We start from the raw sequence: 23,945 nt of genomic DNA on the forward strand, positions 1-23,945 counted from the left end.
TTGACACTTCGTTACACTCCGCAGGCATACTACGCTTCAAGCTGTATCAGAATCACCGTTCGTCGGTTCGTCTGACATGACGCGACGGCGTCGCGGTTCGCACCGCGCTCGCCGTCGACAACGAGGCAATTCCCTGGGGGGGAAAGTGAAGCTGAAACGCTTGGGCTGGGCCGTCGCGCGCGCGACGGCTGCAATGGGTGTGCTGTGGAGCGTCCACGCACATGCGGAACTGGGCGGCGCGCCGATGTCGCCGCCCGCGGACGATCAGGCCGCAAGCGTGCGCGCATTGCAGCGCGCGATGCGCGCGGCCGACGGCTCGTCGGCGGGCGCGCCCGCCTACACGGTGCGCGAGCTTTCGCTGGCGTCAGGCACCGTGATCCATGAATACACGTCGGCCGCCGGCAGCGTGTTCGGCCTTGCGTGGCGCGGCCCGTCGATGCCCGATCTCGGGCAGGTGTTCGGCAGCTATTTCCCGCAGTACACCGCCGGCGTGCAGGCGGCGCACAAGGCGCGCGGCTGGCGCGCGCCGGTGTCCGTCGACACGAGCGGCCTCGTGATCCGGACGGGCGGCCACATGGGCGCCTTCTCGGGCCAGGCCTGGCTGCCGGCGGCGCTGCCTGCCGGCGTGGCCGGCACCGACATCCAGTGACAGCGGGAGAGCGATCTTGAGAATTTCTCATACATTCAAGCGCTGGCTCCGCGTGCTGGGCCTCGCGGCGGCGACGGCCGTCCTCGTGACGGCATGCGGTGGCGGCGACGGCGGCGGCTCCCCGCCACCGCCCGCGCCCACCGCGTCAAACACCGCGGTCATCACCGTCGGCCGGGGCGTGGCGAACGTGATCAACATCCCGACCATCAGCGTGAAGGTCTGCGCGCCGGGCACGTCGAACTGCCAGGTGGTCAACAACGTGCTCGTCGATACCGCGTCCTACGGGCTGCGGCTCGTCAGCGACGCGGTGCCGGGTGTGCTGGGCGGCCTGCCCGTGACGACCGTGAACGGCGCGCCGCTCGCCGAGTGCGGCAAGTTCGTGTCGAGCTATACGTGGGGTTCGGTGCGCACGGTCGACCTGAAGATCGGCGGCGAAACGGCCAGCGCGCTGCCGGTGCAGGTTCTCGGCGACCTCGGTGCCACCAACGTCCCGACCTCGTGCACCAACAACGGCACGGCCGCCAACTCGGCGAACGCGCTCGGCGCGAACGGGATTCTCGGCATCGGGCCGGCGCCGGTCGACTGCGGCACGACCTGCGCGACGTCGACGTCGTCGAGCAACAACTACTACGCGTGCCCGAACGGCAATGCGAGCTGCAACGTGACGCTCGTGCCGGTGGCGCAGCAGGTGGCCAACCCGGTTCATCGTTTCGCGAGCGACAACAATGGCGTGATCGTGCAGATGTCGGGCATCTCGGCCAACGGCCAGGCGAGCGCGACGGGGCTGCTGACGTTCGGCATCGGCACGCAGGCCAACAATGCATTGGGCGCGTCGAACGTGCTGCCGTCCACGACGACGGGCGACGTCACCGCGTCGTTCCTCGGCCGCACGTTGTCGCCGGCGGCCGGTGGCGGCGCGTTCTTCGATACGGGCTCGAACGCGTATTTCTTCGACGACTCGCAGACGATTTGCACGCGCAATTCATCGTTTTACTGTCCGTCGGGGACCGTGAACTATTCGGCGACGCTCACGGGCCAGAACGGTGCGCAGGCGACGGTGACGATGCCGGTCGCGAACGCCGATTCGCTGTTCTCGAACCCGTCGACGTACGCGTTCAACGACATCGGGGGGCCTTTCGGTAAAACGCCGGTCTCGAACCCGGCGCCATGGCTCGACATCGGCATGCCGCACTTCTACGGCAAGACGATCTACTTCGGGATGGACCTGCGCGGCAGCGGCGGCGCCGCGCCCTACGTCGCATTCTGAGCCGCGGCGGGCGAAGCGCATGACAAAGGGGGCGAGAGATCGCCCCCTTTTTCATTGATCCGGCTTTCGATTTTTTCGATTATCGGATGCGGCCAGGATTTATCTGCGTGTGATTAATTAAAAATAACGCTCGTGCGAAAGTGCCGGCGCCCGGCAGCTGTCCGCCGTCCCCGAAAAAATCGGAATAATCCGAAAAATCCTACCTATACTCGTCGCGTGACTCCGGAGGTGTTGATAACAACAGGGGGTGAACGAAATGAACTTCACGGATGCCATTCGTTCAGCGGTTGATCAATATCCAGGATTCGAGGGCCGTGTGCACCGTGCGCGCCGTGCGCAAAGCCCGCTGATCGCCTTCATTACGCACGTCGGCCCGACGGCGCCGCTCACGCAGCGGCGCGCGCACCGCGCCGACCATCCCGGCCGCTTCGGCCCCGATCCGCTCGTCGCCGGCTGACCGGCGCGGGCCCGGCGCGCCCGTCCGCGCGCCGCCGGCCGTCCGCGCGCCGTCGTCCGCCCGATTCCCCGAAATACCCCCCTTTCCCGGCTTTGCTCGACCGATCGGCGTTTGACGCCTCCATGAATAATCGGTGTCACTGGAAAGCGGCATTCCGCCGTACCCGACTGGAGGCCCCGTGGCAGACGAGAGCGATCTCGACAAGACCGAAGCCGCCACTCCCAGGCGCCGCGAGAAGGCGCGCGAGGAGGGGCAGGTCGCGCGTTCGCGCGAACTGGCTTCGTTCGCGCTGCTCGCGGCCGGGTTCTACGGCGCCTGGCTGCTCGCGGGCCCGTCGGGCGGGCATCTGCAGGCGATGCTGCGCGGCGCGTTCAGGTTCGATCGCGCGACCGCGTTCGACACGAACCGGATGCTGTCGGCGGCCGGCAGCGCGAGCCTCGAAGGCTTCGCCGCGCTGCTGCCGCTGCTCGCGCTCACCGGCGTCGCCGCGCTGCTCGCGCCGATGGCGCTCGGCGGCTGGCTGATCTCGCAGAAGACGTTCGAGCTGAAGTTCGACCGCCTGAACCCGATCTCGGGCCTTGGCCGGATCTTCTCGATCCAGGGGCCGATCCAGCTCGGGATGTCGCTCGCGAAGACGCTGGTCGTCGGCGGTATCGGCGGCGTCGCGATCTGGCGCAGCAAGGACGAGCTGCTCGGCCTCGCGACGCAGCCGCTCGGCGTGGCGCTGCCCGATGCGCTGCACCTGGTCGCCGTGTGCTGCGGCACGACGGTCGCCGGGATGCTGGTGGTCGCCGCGCTCGACGTGCCTTACCAACTCTGGCAGTACAACAAGAAGTTGCGCATGACGAAGGAAGAAGTGAAGCGCGAGCATCGCGAGAACGAAGGCGATCCGCACGTGAAGGGGCGGATCCGCCAGCAGCAGCGCGCGATCGCGCGGCGCCGGATGATGGCGGCCGTGCCGAAGGCCGACGTGGTCGTGACGAACCCGACGCACTTCGCGGTCGCGCTGCAGTATACGGACGGCGAGATGCGCGCGCCGAAGGTCGTCGCGAAGGGCGTGAACCTCGTCGCCGCGCGCATCCGCGAACTCGCGGCCGAACACAACGTGCCGCTGCTCGAAGCGCCGCCGCTCGCGCGCGCGCTGTATCACAACGTCGAACTCGAACGCGAGATTCCCGGCTCGCTGTACTCGGCCGTCGCCGAAGTGCTCGCGTGGGTCTACCAGCTCAAGCGCTTCCGTTCGGAAGGCGGGGCGTTCCCGGCGGCGCCGGTCGACCTGGACGTGCCGGCCGACCTCGACAAGGGCGCGTCGGTTTCCGCCGACGACGAACGCGAGGAAGCCGAAGACACGCTCGGTAACGGAGGCGCGGCATGAGCACCCCGACCGGCCTGTTCTCGAAGCGCCAGAATCCGTTCGCGGGCACCAACCTGCGCGCGCTCGCGGGCCCGATCCTCATCTGCATGATTTTGGGGATGATGATCCTGCCGCTGCCGCCGATGCTGCTGGATCTGCTGTTCACCTTCAACATCGCGCTGTCGGTGATGGTGCTGCTCGTCAGCATGTACACGATGAAGCCGCTCGACTTCGCGGCGTTCCCGAGCGTGCTGCTGTTCTCGACGCTGCTGCGCCTGTCGCTGAACGTCGCGTCGACGCGCGTCGTGCTGCTCGAGGGCCACACCGGGCCGGACGCGGCCGGCCAGGTGATCGAGGCGTTCGGCCACTTCCTCGTCGGCGGCAACTTCGCGGTCGGCATCGTCGTGTTCGTGATCCTGATGATCATCAACTTCATGGTGATCACGAAGGGCGCGGGGCGGATCGCCGAAGTGTCCGCGCGCTTCACGCTCGACGCGATGCCCGGCAAGCAGATGGCGATCGACGCCGACCTGAACGCGGGTCTCATCAACGAAGAGCAGGCGCGCAAGCGCCGCCTGGCGGTCTCGCAGGAAGCCGAGTTCTACGGGTCGATGGACGGCGCGTCGAAGTTCGTGCGCGGCGACGCGATCGCCGGCCTGATCATCATGGCGATCAACGTGATCGGCGGGCTGATCGTCGGGATGGTCCAGCACGACATGACGTTCGCCGCGGCCGGCACGAACTACACGCTGCTGACGATCGGCGACGGCCTCGTCGCGCAGATCCCCTCGCTCGTGATCTCGACCGCGGCCGGCGTGATCGTGTCGCGCGTCGCGACCGACGAGGACATCGGCACGCAGATCACCGGCCAGCTGTTCACGAACCCGCGCGTGCTGACCATCACCGGCGCGATCATCGTGCTGATGGGGCTGATCCCGGGCATGCCGCACTTCGCGTTCCTCGCGCTCGGCGGCGGCGCGATCTGGCTGGCCCGCACGCAGACGAAGCGCGCGGCGGCCCGCAAGGCGGCCGGCGACCTGACCGACATCGCGCCGCCCGCCGTGCTGCCGTCCGACAGCCACGAGGCGACCTGGGACGACGTGCAGCTGATCGACCCGCTCGGCCTCGAAGTCGGCTACCGGCTGATCCCGCTCGTCGACAAGAACAGCGACGGCGAACTGCTCAAGCGCATCAAGAGCATCCGCAAGAAATTCGCGCAGGAAATCGGCTTCCTGCCGCCCGTGATCCATATCCGCGACAACCTCGAACTGCGGCCGAACGCCTACCGGATCGCGCTGAAGGGCGTCGAGATCGGCGTCGGCGAAGTGTTCCCGGGCCAGTGGCTCGCGATCAACCCCGGCCAGGTGACGGCCGCGTTGCCGGGCGCCGTCACGCAGGATCCCGCGTTCGGGCTGCCGGCCGTGTGGATCGATGTCGCGATGCGCGAGCAGGCGCAGGTGTACGGCTACACGGTGGTCGACGCGAGCACGGTCGTCGCGACGCACCTGAACCATCTGGTCGTCCAGCACGCGGCCGAGCTGCTCGGCCGCCAGGAAGTGCAGGCGCTCGTCGAGCGCACCGGCAAGGACGCGCCGTCGCTCGTCGAGGACCTCGTGCCGAAGACGATCTCGCTGACGACGCTGCAGAAGGTGCTGCAGAACCTGCTCGAGGAAGGCGTGCCGATCCGCGACATGCGCACGATCCTCGAGGCCGTGTCCGAGCACGCGGGCCGCGGCGACGCGTTCGAGATCACGGCCGCGGTGCGGCTCGCGCTCGGCCGCGCGATCACGCAGCAGTGGTATCCGGGCGCGGGCGAGATGCAGGTGATGGGCCTCGACTCGAATCTCGAGCGCGTGCTGTCGCAGGCGCTCGCCACCGGCGCGAACCCGGGCCTCGAACCCGGCCTCGCGCACAACCTTCTGACCGGTACGCAGCAGGCGATGCTGCGTCAACAGAATCTCGGGCTGCCGCCCGTGCTGCTCGTGCAGCACGCGCTGCGCGCGATGCTCGCGCGCTTCCTGCGCCGCAGCCTGCCGCAATTGAAAGTGCTGTCGTACGCCGAAGTGCCGGACACACGCACGATCAAAGTCGTTAACGTCATCGGGGGTTCCGCTTGAACATTCGCAAATTCACCGGCGCAACGAGCCGCGACGCACTTCGTCTCGTGCGCGAGGCGCTCGGCGCCGACGCGGTCGTGCTGTCGAACCGCACGCTCGATGACGGCAGCGTGGAAATCGTCGCCCTCGCCGACGCCGAACTGTCGGCGATCACGCCGCCGGGCGCGGCCGACGCCGTCGCGCTGCCCGGCGCGGCGCTCCGGGCCGGCGCGCCGGCGCCCGCGGGCACGGCGCCGCGGGCGGCCGTCAATCCGTATGCGGCAGGCGAAGGCGGGTTGCCGGACGTGTTCTCGTCGGTGTTCGGCGCAAGCGCCGAGACGACCGACGCGCCTGCGGCGCCGGTGGCGGGCTCTGCCGCCGCCGCTGCGCCCGCCGCGGGATCGTTCGCCGCACGCGTGCCTGCCGCGGGATCGCCCGCCGCAGGATGGCCTGCCCCGGGATCGCCCGCCGCCCCTTCCGAACCCGCGCCGTGGCTGGTCGAGCACGCGAAGCGCCTGACGCAGCAGCGCGATGCGCTGATGGCGCGCGCGCAGGCGACGCCGGCGCAGGAAGTTGCGCCGCGCGCCGCGCACGAAGCGACGCCGCCCGGCTGGGCGCGCGACATCGTGCGCAACGTCGCGCGCCGCGTGCCGGCGGACGACGTTGCGCCGCGCCGCGGCGCCGACGCGCCCGCGCCGAAGGCGGCGGACCGCGCGCGCATGCCTGAAGACACCGCCGCCGCGGTGGCCGATGCGGTGAAGTCGCGCCTCGAGCGGATCGTCAACGATACGGTGATGCAGGAGCTCGGCGAGCTGCGCGGGATGATGGAAGAGCAGTTCGACAGCCTGATGTGGCACGACCGCCAGCGCCGCAGCGCCGTGCATGGCGCGCTGACGAAGCACCTGTTCGCGGCCGGTTTCTCCGCGCAGCTCGTGAGGATGCTGGTCGACAACATGCCGTCCGGCGACGGCGCGCAGAGCTTCGAACAGGCGGCCGAATGGGCGCAGTCGGTGCTCGCGGCGAACCTGCCGGTGCTCGACAGCGAGGACGCGCTGATGGAGCGCGGCGGCGTGTTCGCGCTGATGGGGCCGACGGGCGTCGGCAAGACGACCACCACCGCGAAGCTGGCCGCGCGCTGCGTGATGCGCTTCGGCGCGAGCAAGGTCGCGCTGCTGACCACCGACAGCTACCGGATCGGCGGCCACGAACAGCTGCGCATCTTCGGCAAGATCCTCGGCGTGCCCGTGCACGCGGTGAAGGATGCGGGCGATCTCGCGCTCGCGCTGTCCGAGCTGCGCAACAAGCACATCGTGCTGATCGACACGATCGGCATGAGCCAGCGCGACCGCGCGGTATCCGACCAGATCGCGATGCTGCACGGCGCGAACGCGCCGGTGCAGCGCCTGCTGCTGCTCAACGCGACGAGCCACGGCGACACGCTCAACGAAGTCGTGCAGGCGTACCGCAGCGCGGGCGAGCATCCGGACCTCGCCGGCTGCATCCTCACGAAGCTCGACGAGGCGACCCACCTCGGCGGCGTGCTCGACACGGTGATCCGCTACAAGCTGCCGATCCACTACGTGTCGACCGGCCAGAAGGTGCCGGAGAACCTGTACGTCGCGTCGACCCGATTCCTGCTGAAGAGCGCGTTCTGTGTGCCGCGCGACGGCTCGCCCTTCGTGCCGCAAGACGAGGACATGCCGACGCTGCTTTCCGCACTGACCGCACGTTCCACCGCCGAGCTGCACGAGGTGCGATTTGGATAAGCGAATCATCGACCAGGCCGAAGGGCTGCGGCGCCTGCTGGCCGGGCGCGCGTCGCGCATCGTCGCGGTGACGGGCGGGCCGGCGGGTGTCGGCTGCACGTCCACCGTCGTGAACCTCGCGGCGGCGCTCGCGTCGCTCGGCAAGGACGTGCTCGTCGTCGACGAGCGCGCCGACGTGCATTCGGCCAGCGCGACGCTTGCCGGCGCGTGGCTGCGCGACGGCGAGCGCACGCGGGTCGCGGCCGGCTTCGGCCTGTGCGCCGCCGCGCGGCTCGCGCGCGCCGGCTACACCGACGCGCAGCTCAGCGATTTCATCGACGGGCCGGCCGACATCGTCCTCGTCGACGCGCAGCTCGGCGCCGACGGCGCATTCTCGGCGCTCGCCCGCGAAGCGCACGACGTGCTGGTCGTGACGCGGGTCGCCGCGCAGGCGATCACCGAGGCATACGCGTGCATGAAGCGGCTGCATTTCGCGCATGCGTTCGCGCAGTTCCGCGTGCTGGCCAATCACGTCGGCAGCCACGCGGACGCGAAGGTCGCGTTCGACAACCTCGCGGGCGTCGCGAGCCGCTACCTGACGGTGTCGATCGCCGACGCGGGCTGCGTGAGCGCCGATCCGCTCGTCGAGCATGCACGCGAGCTGACGCGCGCCGCGGTCGACGCGTTCCCGTCGTCGGCTGCCGCGCGCGACTACCGGCAGATTGCCGCCGACCTGCTGTACTGGCCGATGCGCCCGCGTTCGGGTGCGGGCCGCGCCGTGCACGCGGGCGGCAAGCCGTCGTATGAGGCGGGCGCGGCACACGCCGCGTGAGCGCCACCGGAAGGAGAGAGCCATGATGTACAACGCTCAAGGAAAGATGTCCCAGGCCGACGTGCTCGCGCAATATGCGCCGCTCGTGCGTCGCCTCGGGCTGCAGCTCGTCGCGAAGATGCCGGCGAGCGTCGACCTCGACGACCTGATCCAGGCCGGCATGATCGGCCTGATGGACGCGGCCGGCCGCTACAAGGAGGACCAGGGCGCGCAGTTCGAGACCTACGCGACGCAGCGCATCCGCGGCGCGATGCTCGACGAGCTGCGCAGCAACGACTGGCTGCCGCGCAGCCTGCGCAAGACGTCGCGCGAGGTCGAGCACGCGGTGCACCAGGTCGAGCAGCATCTCGGCCGCTCGGCGAGCGAGACCGAGATCGCGCAGCACCTGAACATGCCGCTCGACGAATACCAGGGCATGCTGCAGGACCTGCACGGCAGCCAGCTGATCTATTACGAGGATTTCGACCGCGCGGCCGACGACGAGCCGTTCCTCGACCGCTACCGCGTCGACCACGCGGATCCGCTGTCGGCGCTGCTCGACGAGCACCTGCGCGAAGCGCTCGTCGAGGCGATCGAGCGGCTGCCGGAGCGCGAGAAGCTGCTGATGTCGCTGTACTACGAACGGGGTCTGAATCTGCGCGAGATCGGCGCGGTGCTCGAAGTGAGCGAATCGCGCGTATGCCAGCTGCACAGCCAGGCCGTCGCGCGCCTGCGCGCGCGGCTGCGCGAACAGGCGTGGGTCGGCGCGGAATCCTGACCCTTTGCCGTTCCTGACGGCCGCGCGCATCGGCGCGGCGCGTTTGGCACCCGTGTGCGCATTCTGCGCGCCGATTTGCTACAATCCCCTCCGTTTTCCGAGGAGCGTTGCGACGGACCATCCTGCGTCCGCCAGGCTCGGAAGGCTTCACCAAGCAGCCGTGCGGCAAAACCGCATCGGCCCCGCTTCCTGAACGGCGCTCACGTCACCAATCTAGAAACTTTTTAGAAAGGAGGGCGTGATGAACGCCATTATCGATTCCAAAGCTTCCAACGATTTCGTCGTCGCCGACATGGCGCTGGCCGGCTGGGGCCGCAAGGAACTGAACATCGCCGAGACCGAAATGCCGGGCCTCGTGCAGATCCGCGACGAATACAAGGCGCAGCAGCCGCTGAAGGGCGCGCGCATCGCCGGTTCGCTGCACATGACGATCCAGACCGGCGTGCTGATCGAGACGCTGAAGGCGCTCGGCGCGGACGTCCGCTGGGCGTCGTGCAACATCTTCTCGACGCAGGACCACGCGGCTGCCGCGATCGTCGAAGCCGGCACGCCGGTGTTCGCGTTCAAGGGCGAATCGCTCGACGAATACTGGGAGTTCTCGCACCGCATCTTCGAATGGCCGAACGGCGAATTCGCGAACATGATCCTGGACGACGGCGGCGACGCAACGCTGCTGCTGATCCTCGGCGCGAAGGCCGAGAAGGACCGTTCCGTGATCGCGAAGCCGACCAACGAGGAAGAAGTCGCGCTGTACAAGTCGATCGCGAAGCACCTCGACGCGGACCCGACCTGGTACTCGACGCGCCTCGCGCACATCAAGGGCGTGACCGAGGAAACCACGACCGGCGTGCACCGCCTGTACCAGATGGAAAAGGACGGCCGCCTGCCGTTCCCGGCGTTCAACGTGAACGATTCGGTCACGAAGTCGAAGTTCGACAACCTGTACGGCTGCCGTGAATCGCTGGTCGACGGCATCAAGCGCGCGACCGACGTGATGATCGCGGGCAAGGTCGCGGTCGTCGCAGGCTACGGCGACGTGGGCAAGGGTTGCGCGCAGTCGCTGCGCGGCCTGGGCGCGACCGTGTGGGTCACCGAAATCGATCCGATCTGCGCGCTGCAGGCGGCGATGGAAGGCTACCGCGTCGTGACGATGGAATACGCGGCCGACAAGGCCGACATCTTCGTGACGGCCACCGGCAACTATCACGTGATCAACCACGATCACATGAAGGCGATGCGCCACAACGCGATCGTCTGCAACATCGGTCACTTCGACTCGGAAATCGACGTCGCGTCGACCCGCCAGTACCAGTGGGAAAACATCAAGCCGCAGGTCGACCACATCATCTTCCCGGACGGCAAGCGCGTGATCCTGCTGGCGGAAGGCCGCCTCGTGAACCTGGGCTGCGCGACCGGCCACCCGTCGTTCGTGATGTCGAACTCGTTCGCGAACCAGACGCTCGCGCAGATCGAGCTGTTCGTGCGCGGCAACGAGTACGAGAACAAGGTGTACGTGCTGCCGAAGCACCTCGATGAAAAGGTCGCGCGCCTGCACCTCGCGCGCATCGGCGCGAACCTGTCCGTGCTGTCGGACGAACAGGCTTCGTACATCGGCGTGCAGAAGGACGGCCCGTTCAAGCCGAACCACTACCGCTACTGATGCGGCAAGCCGCCGCCCGCCGGCGGCGGGGCGCGCCGCGAAGCGTTTTCGTTTTCGCGTGCGCGTCTCGCAACCGGCGCGGCGGCGCCGCCGTTCCGTCCGAGCGTCCACCGAACCGGAGCACTCCATGAGCGTCATCCTCACCTGGGTCATCAACGCGCTCGCGCTGCTGATCATCACGTACCTCGTGCCGTCGATCCACATCAAGAGCTTCGGCACGGCGCTGATCATCGCGGTCGTGCTCGGCCTGATCAACACGGTGATCCGCCCGGTGCTGATCCTGCTGACGCTGCCCGTCACGATCGTCACGCTCGGGGTGTTCATCCTCGTCGTGAACGCGTTGTGCTTCTGGTTCGCGTCGTCGCTGCTGAAGGGCTTCGAGGTGTCGGGGTTCTGGTCGGCGTTCTTCGGTTCGATCCTGTACAGCATCGTGTCGTGGCTGCTGTCCGCACTGATCTTCGGTCAGCGCGACATCGGCTGAGGCCTGAGCCTGTTCCCACCGAATCATGAAACCGATCGAACTCTCGTTTGAATTCTTCCCGCCGAAGACGGCGGAAGGCGTCGAGAAGCTGCGCGCCACGCGTGCGCAACTGATGCCGCTGAAGCCGAAATTCGTCTCCGTGACGTTCGGCGCCGGCGGCTCGACGCAGCAGGGCACGCTCGATACCGTGCTCGACATGCAGAAGGACGGCCTCGAAGCCGCGCCGCACCTGTCGTGCATCGGCTCGTCGCGCGACAGCCTGCGCGCGATCCTCGACCAGTACCGCTCGTACGGCATCCGGCACATCGTCGCGCTGCGCGGCGACCTGCCGTCCGGGATGGGCGCGGTCGGCGAGCTGCGCTATGCGTCCGAGCTCGTCAGCTTCATCCGCGCCGAGCATGGCGACTGGTTCCACATCGAGGTCGCCGGCTACCCGGAGTACCACCCGCAATCGCGCTCGCCGAAGGCCGATCTCGAGAATTTCGCGCGCAAGGTGAAAGCCGGCGCGAATTCGGCGATCACGCAGTACTTCTTCAACGCCGACGCGTATTTCCGCTTCGTCGACGATGCGCGCAAGCTGGGCGTGGACGTGCCGATCGTGCCGGGCATCATGCCGATCACGAACTTCTCGCAGCTGATGCGCTTCTCCGAGATGTGCGGCGCCGAAGTGCCGCGCTGGGTGGCGCGCCGGCTCGAGAGTTTCGGCGACGATCGCGAGTCGATCCGCGCGTTCGGCGCGGACGTCGTCACGGGCCTGTGCCAGCGTCTGGTCGACGCGGGCGTGCCCGGGCTGCATTTCTATACGCTGAACACGGCGGCCGCGACGCGGACGATCTGCGAACGGCTCGACGTGTAAGCGCCGCGCGGCTGCGCAGACTGCGACGAAGCCCTGCCGGCGTTGCCGGCGGGGCTTCGTCGTTTGGGGATACGGGCGACCGGCAGCGGGCGACCGGCAGCGGGCGCCGGGCGACCGGCCACAGCCTACGGGCGGCGGGCTATCGGCGCGCCGCCGCGCGCATCACCCCCGCGCCTGCATCAGCGGCGGGCGGCGGTCGAACCACGGCCGCGCCTGTTCGAGCTGCCGGGCGAGCCTGAGCAGCAGCGCGTCGTCGGTGTGGCGCGCGGCGAACTGCACGCCGATCGGCAGCCCGCGCGCGTTCCAGTAGAGCGGCACCGACATCGCCGGCTGGCCGGTCAGGTTGAACAGCTCGGTGCAGCCGGCCCACGTGAACGCCTTTTCCGACGACTTCGCGAGCATTTCCTTCAGCAGCGGCTTCACCGGCAGCGCGGCGAGCACCTTCATCTGCGCCGATTCGAACGGCGTCGGCTGCAATTCGCCGATCTTCACCGGCGGCCCCGCGAGCGACGCGCACAAAATCGCGTCGTAGCGCGACACGAGGCCGGCGACCTGCACGGTGAGCTGGCGCTGCCATTCGAGCACGTCCGGCAGGCGGGTGCGCGCGAGGCGCCGGCCGACCACGGCCATCGCCCACGTCGCCGCTTCGAATTCGCCGCGCTTCGGCGTGCGGCCGGTCAGCGCGCGTGCGCCGAGCACCATCTCCTCGGCGATCGTCGCCCACAGCGTGAGGAAGGTTTCGGCCGCGCGCGCGTAGTCGATGTGCAGCGTCGCCGGCTCGACGTGGTGGCCGAGCGATTCGAGCAGCGCGGCCGCGTCGTCGAGCGCCGCGCGGGTGTCGTCGGCGAGCGCCGGCGCGAGCATCGGGTCGAGCACGAGGCCGATCCGCAGCGGGCCGGGCGGCGTGTCGAGCTCGCCGAGGAACGTGCCGGGCGCGCCGGCCGGCAAGGTCTGGCCGGTCGTCACGTCGAGCAGCAGCGCGCTGTCGCGCACGCTGCGCGTGACCGCATGCTGGACGACCAGCTCGCCGTTCGACGGCAGGTCGACGAGGACCGGATTGCGGCTCGGCTTCAGGCCGAACAGCCCGCAGCACGACGCCGGAATGCGGATCGAGCCGCCGCCGTCGGACGCATGCGCGAGCGGCACGATGCCGGCCGCGACGGCCGCGGCCGCGCCGCCGCTCGAGCCGCCGGGCGTGTGGTCGAGATTCCACGGATTGCGGCATGCGCCGAACAGTTCGGGTTCCGTGTACGGCATCTGGCCGATTTCCGACGTGTTGGTCTTGCCGAACACGTTGAGGCCGGCCGCGCGGCTGCGCGCGATCACCGGCGAATCGTCGTCAGGCACGAAATACCGGTAGTGCCGGCTGCCCATCGACAGCGGCAGCCCGGCCACCGCCGCGCCGAGATCCTTGACCAGATACGGCACGCCGGCGAACGGGCCGCCGGATTCGCACAGCGCGGCGGCGCGCTCGCGCGCGGTGTCATAATCCTGCAGCACGATCGCGTTGATCGCGCTGTTGACCGCTTCGGCCTGGCCGATCGCGGCGTCGAGCAGTTCGCGCGGGCTCGCCTTGCGTTCGCGTACCAGTGCGGCGAGGCCGATCGCGTCGTGCGCGAGATAGTCCGAGTGCATCGCAGTCACCCCCGTTGTGACGTATGGCGATGGAAGCCGGCGGGGCGGGCGGGCCGCACCGCCGTGCCGCTTACAGTTGTTCGGCGAGGAAGGTCAGCGTGCGGCCGTGCGCGAGCGCTGCTGCGCGCTGGTTGTACGACGCGCGATCCGTGCAGTTGAAGCCGTGCTCGGCGCCCGGATACACGTGGAACGACGCATGGCCGTGGCCGGCGAACGCGGCCTTCACCTGGTCGACGGCCGTGAGCGGGATGCCGTGGTCGTTTTCAGCGTAGTGGAACAGGATCGGCTGCGTGACCTGGCCGGCGAGGTCGAGCGCGTTCTGGATGCCGCCGCCGTAGTAGGCCACGGCCGTGTCGATCTTGCCGGCCGCGGCCGCGCGGTACGCAAGCTGGCCGCCGAAGCAGTAGCCGATCGCGGCGACCTTGCCGTCGGTTTCGGGCCGCGTGCGCAGCAGGTCGGCGGCCGCGCCGATGTCCGCGACCGCGAGGCCCACGTCGGTCTTTTTCATCAGCTCGATGCCCTTGTCGCGATCCGCGCCTTCATAGGTCAGCTCGACGCGCGGCTGCGTGCGCCAGAACACGTCCGGCGCGAGCGCGACGAAGCCGTCCGACGCGTACTGGTCGGCGACCGCGCGGATGTGCGAGTTCACGCCGAAGATCTCCTGGATGATGATGACGGCAGGGCCGGTGCCGCGCCTGGGCAGCGCGAGATAGCCGCCGAAGCTGTCGTTACCGGTCGGGATGTCGATCCATTGGGCAGTCACGTCGTACTCCTGGCAAGCGAGGCCGCGCCGCGCGCGCCTCTCGGAATTGAAAAAAGGGACGGTCTAGTGTGCCACCGATCGGCGAGAAGCGGTGGCCGTGCGCGCCGTTCGCTTCTCGCGCAGCGATCGTTTCGATCTCGATTATTCATTTTTCGGTGGTGCGGCGCTTCGGTAGAGTCGAACGCATCGACCCATTACAACGCGCTTTCGCGCGCCACCGAAGGATCCGCTCATGTCAGCCCGCTCCCTGTCCACGCCCTTTTCCGAACGCTTCGGCCTGCGCCTGCCGCTCGTGCAGGCGCCGATGGTCGGCGCGACCACGGCCGAGATGGTCGCCGCCGCATCGAATGCCGGCGCGCTCGGCAGTCTCGGCGCCGCCGCGTTCGCGCCCGAGCGCCTCGCGGCCGAAGTCGACGCCATCCGCGCGGCGACCGCCCGCCCGTTCGCGGTCAACCTGTTCGTGCTGCCGGACGCGGCGCCCGACGCGGCGACCGTCGCGCGCGCGCTGGCCGCGATCGACCCGCTGAACGCGGCGCTCGGATTGCCGCCGGGCACCGCGCCCGCGCGCTACGCGCCGGATTTCCGTGCGCAACTCGATGCGCTGGTGGCGCTGCGCGTGCCCGTTGCAAGCTTCACGTTCGGCGTGCTCGACGCGGCCGACGTCGCGCGCCTGAAGGCCGCCGGCACCTACGTGATCGGCACGGCGACGCACGTGGCCGAGGGGCTCGCATGGCAGGCGGCCGGCGCCGACGCGTTGTCCGCGCAGGGCGCCGAGGCGGGCGGCCATCGCGGCACGTTCATCGGTTCCGCCGACGACGCGCTGATCGGCACGTTCGCGCTCGTGCCGCAACTGGTCGACGCGACGGGCCTGCCCGTGCTCGCCGCGGGCGGCATCATGGACGGCCGCGGGATCGCGGCCGCGCTTGCGCTCGGCGCACAGGGCGCGCAGCTCGGCACCGCGTTCCTCACCTGTGCGGAAAGCGCGATCGCGGCGGACTGGAAGGCGCGCCTGCTCGCGAGCACCGATACGTCGACGCAGGTCACGCGCGCGATCACCGGCCGCCACGCGCGCGGGCTGCGCAATACGCTGATGGCGCGGCTCGGCGAACGCGTGGCCGACGTCGCGCCGTACCCGGTGCAGAACGCGCTGACGCAGCCGTTGCGCCAGGCCGCCGCGCGCGCGAACGACGGCGACTACCTGTCGCTGTGGGCCGGGCAGGGCGCGCCGCTCGCACGGCGGCGCGGCGATGCGCTGACGACGTCGCAGCTCGTTGCGGCGCTCGATGCCGAATGGCGTGCGGCGGCGCGCTGAGCGCGCGTCCCGCGTCGCGATCCAATGCCTAAAATGATGATTGGGAATGTTGCGCGAGCGCCTTGTAAAAGCCTTTCAATAAGGTGTCAGAACTAGCGGAAACCCTTATCCGGCGGGCGTTGCGGCGAGGCGCGAGGGTGGCCTGATACATGCTTGCATCGGTAGTGTTACCACTACCCCAAAAAAGTCCCACAAATTAATTTGATCACCTACACTTGCGCGCAAGTACGGGCGGGCGGCTGCTAAAAGCGGCGGTCTTCACGTGCTTGAGGCCAAGTGCATGAACGATGCATCCGGCGAATCGTCCAGTGATTGCAAACACAGGGATGGCAGCGGGGCACCGGGCGATGGCGTTTATTGGGACCGAACTGGAGACTTACATGAATATCAAGATGCAAAAGCTGTTGCCGATCACCGCCGCAGCGATGCTGTGCGCTGCAGCTGCAAGCAACGCGTCAGCCGATCAAGTCGTCAAGATCGGCCACGTCGCGCCGTTGACGGGCGGCATTGCACACCTGGGCAAGGACAACGAAAACGGCGCGCGTCTCGCAGTCGAGGAGATCAACGCGAAGGGTCTCACGATCGGCGGCCAGAAGATCACGCTGCAACTCGATGCGCAGGATGACGCGGCCGACCCGCGCCAGGCCACGCAGGTTGCGCAGAAGCTCGTCGACGACAAGGTCGTCGCGGTGGTCGGCCACCTGAACTCGGGCACGTCGATCCCGGCCTCGAAGATCTACAGCGATGCGGGCATCGTGCAGATCTCGCCGTCGGCCACGAACCCGGCCTACACGCAGCAGGGCTTCAAGACCACGTACCGCGTGGTGGCCACCGATGCGCAGCAGGGCCCGGCGCTCGCGAACTACGCGCATTCGAAGGGCATCAAGAGCGTGGCGGTGGTCGACGATTCGACCGCCTACGGCCAGGGCCTCGCGAACGAGTTCGAGAAGAAGGCCAAGGCGCTCGGCCTGAAGGTGATGTCGCACGACGCGACGAACGACAAGGCGGTCGACTTCCGCGCGATTCTGACCAAGATCAAGGGCGAGAACCCGGACGCGATCATGTACGGCGGCATGGACGCCACCGGCGGCCCGTTCGCGAAACAGGCGAAGCAGCTCGGCCTGCGCGCGAAGATCTTCGCCGGCGACGGCGTGTGCACGGAAAAGCTGGCCGACCTGGCCGGCGACGCGACCGACAACGTGGTGTGCTCGGAAGCCGGTGCCTCGCTCGAGAAGATGGCGGGCGGCGCGGCGTTCAAGGCGAAGTACGAGAAGCGCTTCGGCCAGCCGATCCAGATCTACGCACCGTTCACGTATGACGCCGTGTACATCATCGCCGATGCGATGAAGCGCGCGAACTCGACGGATCCGGCGAAGATCCTCGCCGCGATGCCGGCGACGAACTACTCGGGCGTGATCGGCACGACGACCTTCGACTCGAAGGGCGACCTGCAGCACGGCGTGATCTCGCTGTACAACTACAAGAACGGCAAGAAGTCGCTGCTCGACGAAGTGAAGATGTAACGCAACAGGCGGTCAACAGAAGGGGTGAAAACGCGCATGCGGCCACGCATGCGCGTTTTCTTTTGGGCCGGCGCCAGCCGCGCCGTCAGATCTTCAGCCGCGCGAGCACTTTCGGCGCGACGGCCGCGACGAGCGCCGCGCACAGCGCGACGACGGACAGGCCGATCGTCAGGTTCGCGGCCTGCGCGACCGCGCCGATCGCGACCGGACCGAACAGCATGCCGAAATACGCGAGCCCGGCCACGTGCGCGAGCCCTTCGGCCGCGTGGATGCCTTCCACGCGCGCGGCCGCCGCGAACAGCACCGGCATCATGTTCGCGAGGCCGAGGCCCATCAGCGTGAAGCCGGTCAGCACCGCGGCCGGATACGGCAGCAACAGCGCACCGATCATTCCCGCACAGGCGAGCGACGCGCTCGCGAACACGAGCTGCGGCGCGCCGAAGCGGGCGCGCACGGCGTCGCCCGCGAAGCGCGCGATGGCCATCCCGCCGGAGAACGCGGCGTAGGCGGTGCTCGCGAGCGCGGGGCTCGCCGCGACGACGTCGCGCATGTAGACCGTCGCCCAGTCGTACATCGCGCCTTCGGCGATCAGCGCGACGAGCGCGATGCCGCCGAGCATCCACAGGGCGGGCGAGCGCCAGCGGTTGCCGCCGCCGTGCGCGTGTTCGTGGTGCGGCACATGCGGCAGCACCGACGGGCACGCGGCGACGAGCACTGCGGCGCTGACCGCCGCCGCGAGCGCGAGATGCACGGCCGGCGCCATGCCGGCCGACAGCAGCGCGCCGCCGGCGGCCGCGCCCGCCATCCCGCCGATGCTGAACATGCCGTGCAGCGACGACATGATCGGTTTGCCGATCGCGATCTCGACCGCGCTGGCCTCGGCGTTCATCGCGACGTCGAGCGTGGCCATCGAGAAGCCGAACAGCGCGAGCACGGCCAGCAGCATCCAGTAGTCGGGCACGACGAGAATCAGTGCCGCGCAGGCCGACATCACGAGCCCGCCCGCGAGGCACGCGGTGCGCGAGCCGACGCGCGCGATCCAGCGCGCGATGGTCAGCATCGCGGCGATCGAGCCGACGGCGACCGCGAACAGCGCGATCGACAGCAGCCCGGGGCTCAGCGCGAACTTGTCGCGCACGGTCGGCACATGCACGCCCCAGGACGCGAACATCATGCCGGCGACGAAGAACAGCGCCATCGACGCGGTGCGTGCGCGCTGGCGAACGGGGAGCGAAAGGGCGCGGTGCGCGGCGGGCGCGGCCGCGAGGTCGGGGGAGGATTCGGACACGTCAAGCTCTGCAGAGGAAAAATGATCGAACGCCCGAGACGTCGATCGGGATTCGTCCGATTCTATCGAACCGCTTACGATTTCGCTGGCGCGGTGCTTGTCACGAGTAACATCGATCCACCGCGGCGCGCACGATGCGCCGCTTTTCGACCGCAGGAGTCCTCTTGAACATCGATCCCGCTCTCGCCCTGCATCTGCTGCACCGCTGCGCGCTCGGCACGCTCGCCACCCATGCGCGCGATCCGCAGGGCTTCCCGTATCCGACGGTCGTTCCGTTTGCACCCGATGCAAGCCATCGTCCGGTGATCCTCGTGAGCAGCCTCGCGGAGCACACGCGCAACCTGGCCGCCGATCCGCGCGCGGGCTTCCTCGTCGTCGACGCCCCCGGCGGCGACGTGCTGAACGCCGAGCGCGCGACGCTGCTCGGCCGGTTCGTGCCGCTCGGCGACGATCCGCACGTCACCGCGCGCTACTTGCGCTACGAGCCGGACGCCGCACGCTTTCTGGCGCTCGGCGATTTCACGTTCTGGGCGCTCGACATCGAGCGGCTGCGCTACATCGGCGGTTTCGGGCGCATGGGCTGGGTCGACGGCACGGCGCTCGACCCGCGGGCGCCGCTCGCCTTCGACGAGGAACAGGCGTTATGGGACGCGTACGACGCCGCCGACGTGCGTCGCGCCGGGCTCGAATTGCTCGGCGTCGATCGTCACGGCGCCGACTGGCGGCACGACGGCCGGCGGATCCGCACCGCGTTCGACGCGCCGCAGACGGACACCGGCGCGCTGCGCACGCAACTGGTTGCATGCGCGCAACGTGTGGCGTGACGTCGCGGGCGTCGATTGTTTATTCCGTTGACTATACAAGTCGATTTTTCCGATCCTGTCGTCCGATGAAAGCTTCTATTTTTCTGAATGCAGGGTAATTGCGTATGCTGAAAGTCTTAATAGTCGCCAGCTTTTGTCCTAATCTCGCTGTAAGGACATGGAAAATTGAGAAATGGCCGCGACGACGCAAAATGACCCGGCCGAATGGCAATTCAACTCGGGATTTTCATTGAGTCCGCTTCATTCAATTCCGTTTTGTGTTAATCTCTGCCTTCGAAAATCCGAGGCACATATATTTCATGAATGGTGAGCTGGCTGCAGACCGGCGCCATTGGTCAGATAGAAAGGGAAACTATGTCTTCTTACAAGGACCTGCTGGCCCAGCGGGAGAAGCTGGAGAAGCAAATCGAAGAAGCGAAGTCGCGTGAATACGCTGAAGTGCTGAATGACGTGAAGCAGAAAATTGCCGACTACGGCTTTTCGCTCGCCGAACTCGGTCTCAGCCGCGCGAAGGCAGGCAAGGTCGGCCGTCCGCGCGCCGGCGTCGCCGCGAAATACCGCGATCCGGAAACGGGCGCGACGTGGTCGGGCCGCGGCAAGCCGCCGCGCTGGATCGCGGGCAAGAACCGCGAGCAGTTTGCAATCTGAGCGCCTGTTCGACAGCCTCGCGCTGAAAGGCCGCGTGTCCTTGACTGGAGCGCGGCCTTTTGTTTTGGCTGCCGCCGGCGCCCGCCGGCTGTCACGAAAATGTCACGATCGGTGTGAATGGAAATACGACCTGTTCGCATAAGCGATTGATTTAAATAAGAAATTTGGGGTTATCGGAATGGCGTGCAACGCGCCTTGGTAGAATCCGATATCACATCTCGTTATCTCATATTTCATGTCCACGTTTTCCGGCGACGCGCAGAGCGCAGATAAGCACGCGGTTGCACGCAAGAGCACGTTCGTCAGTATTGTGCTGAATGTCGTGCTCGCAACATTTCAGATCGTCGTCGGCGCGATTGCGCATTCGCAAGCATTGATTGCCGACGGGGTGCATTCGATTTCCGATTTGATCTCGGATTTTGTCGTGCTGGTTGCGAATCGGCATAGCGGCGCATCGCCGGACGCCGACCACAATTACGGGCACAGCCGCTACGAGACCGTCGCGTCGCTGTTTCTCGGCGCAATCCTGATTGCAGTCGGCGTCGGCATGCTGTGGCGGGCCGGCGACCGTCTCGTGCATCTCGAGGACATTCCGCCCGTGCATTTCAGTGCGCTGGTCGTCGCGCTGACGGTGCTCGTGTCGAAAGAGGCGCTGTTTCGCTACATGCTGCGCGAAGCACGGCGCGTGCGCTCGGCGATGCTCGTCGCGAATGCATGGCATGCGCGTTCGGATGCGGCCTCGTCGCTCGTCGTCGCGATCGGCATCGTCGGCAGCCTGGCCGGTGTGCGGCTGCTCGATCCGATCGCGGCGGCGATCGTCGGCTTCATGGTCGCGCGCATGGGCTGGACGTTCGGCTATGACGCGTTGCAGGACCTGTCGGATCGCGCACTCGACACCACCGACACGGCCGAGATTCGCGCGCTGCTCGCCGCGACGCCGGGCGTGCGTGACGTGCACGACCTGCGCACGCGCAAGATGGGCGACGCGGCGCTCGTCGACGCGCACATCCTCGTCGATCCGATGATCTCCGTCTCCGAAGGGCATTACATCGCGGAAACCGCACGTGCACGCGTGCTGCGCGACCCGCGCGTGCTCGACGCGCTGATCCACGTCGACCCCGAGAACGATGCGGCGCGCCGTCCGGCACTCGCGCTGCCGCCGCGCGGCGAGATCGCGGCGCGGCTCGAGGCCGCGCTCGCGCAGCGCGGCCTGCGCGCCGACACGGTGAATCTCCACTACCTGAGCACGGGGCTCGAGATCGACGTGACGCTCGCGGCCGATCCGCACGCAAGCGCCGATGCCGACGCGGCGCTTGCCGAGCGGCTCGACGTCGGCGCGCTGGCGCGCCAGTTCGGCGCGCGCCGGATCGGCTTCACGCGGGCGGTGCCGGAGCGTCCATGACGGGGAGCGGTTCGCGCTTAGAGCGGCAACTGCGTGTCGAACTTGATCTCGCGCAGCACGACACTCGTGCGCACTTGCGACACGGCGGGGATCTTGAAGATGCGCTCGTGCAGGAACACGTCGTAGGCCTTGATGTCCGGCGCGACGATCTTGAGGATGTAATCGGCCTCGCCGGTCGTGCTGTAGCACTCGGTGACTTCCGGGCAGGTCGCGATCTCGCGCTCGAACTGCTCGACGCCGCCTTCGTTGTGGCGCGTCAGGTGCACGTGCGCGAGCGCGCACACGTGCAGGCCGAGTTTCTCGCGATCGAGCAGCGCCGTGTAGCGCTGGATCACGCCCGACTGTTCCATGTCCTTGATGCGGCGCCAGCACGGCGTGCTCGACAGGCCGACCTGGTCGGAAATTTCCTGAACGGAACGGCGCGCGTCGAGCTGCAACAGGCGAAGGATTTTTTGCGAAAAGGAATCGAGCGTCACCTGCGCCTCCATGCGGCAGCAACAACATGCTGAATGTTAGAGGGCCGGGAAAGGAAAGGCAATCTGGCGTCGCGTTGCTGAGCGAGATTCGCTAATTTGCTCGTGGATCCGTGGGGTTTTGTCCCGCCCCCGCGTTTTCCGACCGATCGGTGTCCGACACCGCGAGGCCCGCGAGCGCGGCCTGCTGGCGGCGCAGGTCGGCGAGCATGTTGCAGAACAGCGCGCCTTGCTCGATCGCGTCGTCGAGCGCGACGTGCGTGTGCGGATGGTCGTCGAACCAGTGCTTCGGAAAGCGCGGCTTGATCGCCTTGCGGTACGGCAGGCCCGTCATCGCGAACGCGAGCGTCTTGATGTCGAGCGCGGACCACGAGAACGGGCAGCGCCCGGCGAAGCGCATCATGTACCAGAACATGAACGTGAAGTCGAAGCCGGCCGGCATCGCGACGAACACCGGCTTGCCGGGCAGCGCCTCGACCCAGTCGACGTACGCGACGAGCGCCGCCTCGGGCGCCTGCAGGTCGCGGCGGCACGCGGCCCATGCTTCGGGCTCGGTCTTCCACCATGCTTCCTGAACCGGGTGCGCGTGCGCGCCCGGCAGCGTCTCGAGGTTGGCCGAGAAGGTTGCGATCAGCTGCTTGTCCTCGGTATAGGCGGCCGACGCGAAGCTCAGCATCGAGTGCGGGCCGGGAATCGGGCCGTCGGCCTCGACGTCGGTGCTGACGTAGATTTCCGGGATGGCGGTCTGGTTCATCCGAATGCCTTGTCGGACACGAACGGGTTCGTGCGGCGCTCGTCGCCGAACGTCGACACCGGGCCGTGGCCCGGCACGAACGTCACGTCGTCGCCGAGCGGCCACAGCTTCTCCTTGATCGAGCGGACGAGATCCTCGTGATTGCCGCGCGGGAAATCGGTGCGGCCGATCGAGCCGGCGAACAGCACGTCGCCGACGATCGCGACGCGATGCGCGCGGCTGAAGAACACGACGTGGCCCGGCGTGTGGCCCGGGCAGTGATAGACCTCGAGCGTCTCGTCGCCGAACTGCACGGTGTCGCCGTCGTTCAGCCAGTGATCCGGCTCGAAGGTTTCGGCAGCCGGAAAGCCGAAGCGCTCGCTCTGCATCGGCAGCTTCTCGATCCAGAAGCGTTCTTCTTCCTGCGGCCCCTCGATCGGCACGCCGTAGTGCGTCGCGAGCGTCTTCGCGCCCGCGCAGTGATCGATGTGCCCGTGCGTGAGCAGCACCTTCTCGACCTGCACGTTCTGCCGCGCGACTTCCTGCTGGATCCGGTCGAGGTCGCCGCCCGGATCGACGACGGCGGCGCGGCCCGTTTTCTCGCAGACGAGCAGCGAGCAGTTCTGCTGGAACGGCGTGACCGGAATGAGCGTGACTTTCATGGAGGCACCGGCGGGTTGAAAGGTCCGATTGTACCGGGCGAACACGCGGCCGGTCGGCCGCGCCGCGTAGGCCGTGCGATGCGCTCGCGGGCATGCCGATTGTTACGGCCATGGCGAGAATCGATGGTGCGCCGACGGCGGTTTTCGAGACACGTTTTTGAATTCTGTATAATGGCGCGCATCCTGCGTGAAATTTACGCAATCCGCTGGTGTTCGAACCCCGATTGACACGGGGTCATGAGCACCGTCAAGCATCAGCCGCCGGGGAGTCCGGCGGTGTATCCAGCACCGAGCATTCGGTGCTCACGTCTTGTCCGGCCGGGCGCTGCGCGCCCGCCTGCGGCCCTGCTGCCGCGCCGCCGGATGAGGCCTGTGCCGCCGTTCCTGTGCGTCGGTCGTTTCGACGCGCGCGAACGTGAAAGCCATGTTCGATGGCGGCATGTGGGGTCTGGTCAGGCTGTTGGGGACAGGTTGCGCCAGACGTGAAAGCTAATCAGGACGGTTGCGGCATAGACGAAAGCCGCGCCC

General features: G+C 68.0%; 22 protein-coding genes and 1 riboswitch. Of the genes, 16 read left to right on the forward strand and 6 right to left on the reverse strand.

Annotated elements, in window-relative coordinates; translation table 11 throughout:
* Positions 1-145 precede the first annotated feature (145 nt).
* The 11 genes from WT26_RS04470 to metF all read left to right on the forward strand — a co-directional run bounded on the left by WT26_RS04470 (position 146) and on the right by metF (position 12,154).
* On the forward strand, positions 146-649 hold the full coding sequence (locus WT26_RS04470) for a DUF2844 domain-containing protein (protein WP_069272267.1): 504 nt from the start codon (positions 146-148) through the stop codon (positions 647-649).
* Positions 650-665: 16 nt separating this feature from the next.
* A complete protein-coding gene (locus WT26_RS04475; RefSeq protein WP_069272268.1) occupies positions 666-1,916 on the forward strand; it encodes a DUF3443 domain-containing protein in 1,251 nt (416 codons plus the stop codon).
* Positions 1,917-2,232: 316 nt separating this feature from the next.
* Positions 2,233-2,373 (forward strand): hypothetical protein, encoded by a 141-nt coding sequence (locus tag WT26_RS37090; protein WP_155774632.1) that lies wholly within the window; start codon positions 2,233-2,235, stop codon positions 2,371-2,373.
* A 178-nt stretch (positions 2,374-2,551) separates the two neighbouring features.
* Positions 2,552-3,748 (forward strand): flagellar biosynthesis protein FlhB, encoded by a 1,197-nt coding sequence (gene flhB / locus WT26_RS04480; RefSeq protein ID WP_059528202.1) that lies wholly within the window; start codon positions 2,552-2,554, stop codon positions 3,746-3,748.
* Entirely contained in the window at positions 3,745-5,844 is a 2,100-nt protein-coding gene (gene flhA, locus WT26_RS04485; protein WP_059528204.1) for a flagellar biosynthesis protein FlhA, read from the forward strand. The genes flhB and flhA overlap by 4 nt, the downstream gene beginning before the upstream one ends.
* Positions 5,841-7,589 carry a flagellar biosynthesis protein FlhF gene (gene flhF, locus WT26_RS04490; protein WP_069272269.1) on the forward strand — a complete coding sequence of 583 codons (1,749 nt, stop codon included), beginning with the start codon at positions 5,841-5,843 and terminating at the stop codon, positions 7,587-7,589. The genes flhA and flhF overlap by 4 nt, the downstream gene beginning before the upstream one ends.
* The gene (locus WT26_RS04495; RefSeq protein WP_059528210.1) at positions 7,582-8,400 is read left to right on the forward strand and encodes a flagellar biosynthesis protein FlhG; all 819 of its coding nucleotides are present in this window, start codon (positions 7,582-7,584) and stop codon (positions 8,398-8,400) included. Before flhF ends, WT26_RS04495 begins: the two co-directional genes overlap by 8 nt.
* A 22-nt stretch (positions 8,401-8,422) precedes the next feature.
* Positions 8,423-9,157: an RNA polymerase sigma factor FliA gene (locus WT26_RS04500; RefSeq protein WP_006484033.1), complete on the forward strand. Its 735-nt coding sequence runs from the start codon at positions 8,423-8,425 to the stop codon at positions 9,155-9,157.
* Between the two features lie 93 nt (positions 9,158-9,250).
* Positions 9,251-9,366, forward strand: a riboswitch (S-adenosyl-L-homocysteine riboswitch).
* Between the two features lie 32 nt (positions 9,367-9,398).
* Positions 9,399-10,817, forward strand: a complete 1,419-nt coding sequence (gene ahcY / locus WT26_RS04505) for an adenosylhomocysteinase (RefSeq protein WP_027788633.1) — start codon at positions 9,399-9,401, stop codon at positions 10,815-10,817.
* Between the two features lie 127 nt (positions 10,818-10,944).
* Complete coding sequence (locus WT26_RS04510; RefSeq protein ID WP_006477367.1) at positions 10,945-11,298, forward strand: phage holin family protein; 354 nt, start codon at positions 10,945-10,947, stop codon at positions 11,296-11,298.
* Positions 11,299-11,323: 25 nt separating this feature from the next.
* A complete protein-coding gene (gene metF, locus WT26_RS04515) occupies positions 11,324-12,154 on the forward strand; it encodes a methylenetetrahydrofolate reductase [NAD(P)H] (RefSeq protein WP_021164275.1) in 831 nt (276 codons plus the stop codon).
* Between the two features lie 162 nt (positions 12,155-12,316).
* Here metF and WT26_RS04520 read toward each other — a convergent pair whose 3' ends face one another.
* Entirely contained in the window at positions 12,317-13,789 is a 1,473-nt protein-coding gene (locus WT26_RS04520) for an amidase (protein WP_069272270.1), read from the reverse strand.
* 70 nt (positions 13,790-13,859) lie between these two features.
* Positions 13,860-14,552: a dienelactone hydrolase family protein gene (locus WT26_RS04525; RefSeq protein WP_069272271.1), complete on the reverse strand. Its 693-nt coding sequence runs from the start codon at positions 14,550-14,552 to the stop codon at positions 13,860-13,862.
* Between the two features lie 232 nt (positions 14,553-14,784).
* On the opposite strand from WT26_RS04525, the gene WT26_RS04530 reads away from it, so the two are divergent.
* Together WT26_RS04530 and WT26_RS04535 are read left to right on the forward strand one after the other, a co-directional pair.
* Positions 14,785-15,864, forward strand: coding sequence for an NAD(P)H-dependent flavin oxidoreductase (locus tag WT26_RS04530; protein ID WP_069272272.1), 1,080 nt, complete (start codon positions 14,785-14,787; stop codon positions 15,862-15,864).
* A 380-nt stretch (positions 15,865-16,244) separates the two neighbouring features.
* Positions 16,245-17,387: a branched-chain amino acid ABC transporter substrate-binding protein gene (locus WT26_RS04535; RefSeq protein WP_069272273.1), complete on the forward strand. Its 1,143-nt coding sequence runs from the start codon at positions 16,245-16,247 to the stop codon at positions 17,385-17,387.
* An 85-nt stretch (positions 17,388-17,472) separates the two neighbouring features.
* On the opposite strand, the gene WT26_RS04540 is transcribed toward WT26_RS04535, so the two are convergent.
* Positions 17,473-18,675, reverse strand: a complete 1,203-nt coding sequence (locus WT26_RS04540; RefSeq protein ID WP_069272274.1) for an MFS transporter — start codon at positions 18,673-18,675, stop codon at positions 17,473-17,475.
* Positions 18,676-18,839: 164 nt separating this feature from the next.
* On the opposite strand from WT26_RS04540, the gene WT26_RS04545 reads away from it, so the two are divergent.
* The 3 genes from WT26_RS04545 to WT26_RS04555 all read left to right on the forward strand — a co-directional run bounded on the left by WT26_RS04545 (position 18,840) and on the right by WT26_RS04555 (position 21,549).
* Positions 18,840-19,499 (forward strand): HugZ family protein, encoded by a 660-nt coding sequence (locus WT26_RS04545; protein WP_069272275.1) that lies wholly within the window; start codon positions 18,840-18,842, stop codon positions 19,497-19,499.
* 354 nt (positions 19,500-19,853) lie between these two features.
* Positions 19,854-20,147 (forward strand): H-NS family nucleoid-associated regulatory protein, encoded by a 294-nt coding sequence (locus tag WT26_RS04550; RefSeq protein WP_006491875.1) that lies wholly within the window; start codon positions 19,854-19,856, stop codon positions 20,145-20,147.
* Positions 20,148-20,382: 235 nt separating this feature from the next.
* Entirely contained in the window at positions 20,383-21,549 is a 1,167-nt protein-coding gene (locus WT26_RS04555) for a cation diffusion facilitator family transporter (protein WP_069272276.1), read from the forward strand.
* A 17-nt stretch (positions 21,550-21,566) separates the two neighbouring features.
* Here the strand turns inward: WT26_RS04555 and WT26_RS04560 are convergent, their stop codons facing one another.
* The 3 genes from WT26_RS04560 to WT26_RS04570 form a co-directional block, all read right to left on the reverse strand.
* Entirely contained in the window at positions 21,567-22,037 is a 471-nt protein-coding gene (locus WT26_RS04560) for an Lrp/AsnC family transcriptional regulator (protein ID WP_006477376.1), read from the reverse strand.
* A 79-nt stretch (positions 22,038-22,116) separates the two neighbouring features.
* Positions 22,117-22,776: a hypothetical protein gene (locus tag WT26_RS04565; protein WP_059528234.1), complete on the reverse strand. Its 660-nt coding sequence runs from the start codon at positions 22,774-22,776 to the stop codon at positions 22,117-22,119.
* A complete protein-coding gene (locus WT26_RS04570) occupies positions 22,773-23,417 on the reverse strand; it encodes an MBL fold metallo-hydrolase (RefSeq protein WP_027788624.1) in 645 nt (214 codons plus the stop codon). The genes WT26_RS04565 and WT26_RS04570 overlap by 4 nt, the downstream gene beginning before the upstream one ends.
* Between the last annotated feature and the right edge of the window lie 528 nt (positions 23,418-23,945).

The sequence above is a fragment of the Burkholderia cepacia genome (assembly GCF_001718835.1).
In the GTDB taxonomy this organism is placed as follows: domain Bacteria; phylum Pseudomonadota; class Gammaproteobacteria; order Burkholderiales; family Burkholderiaceae; genus Burkholderia; species Burkholderia cepacia_F.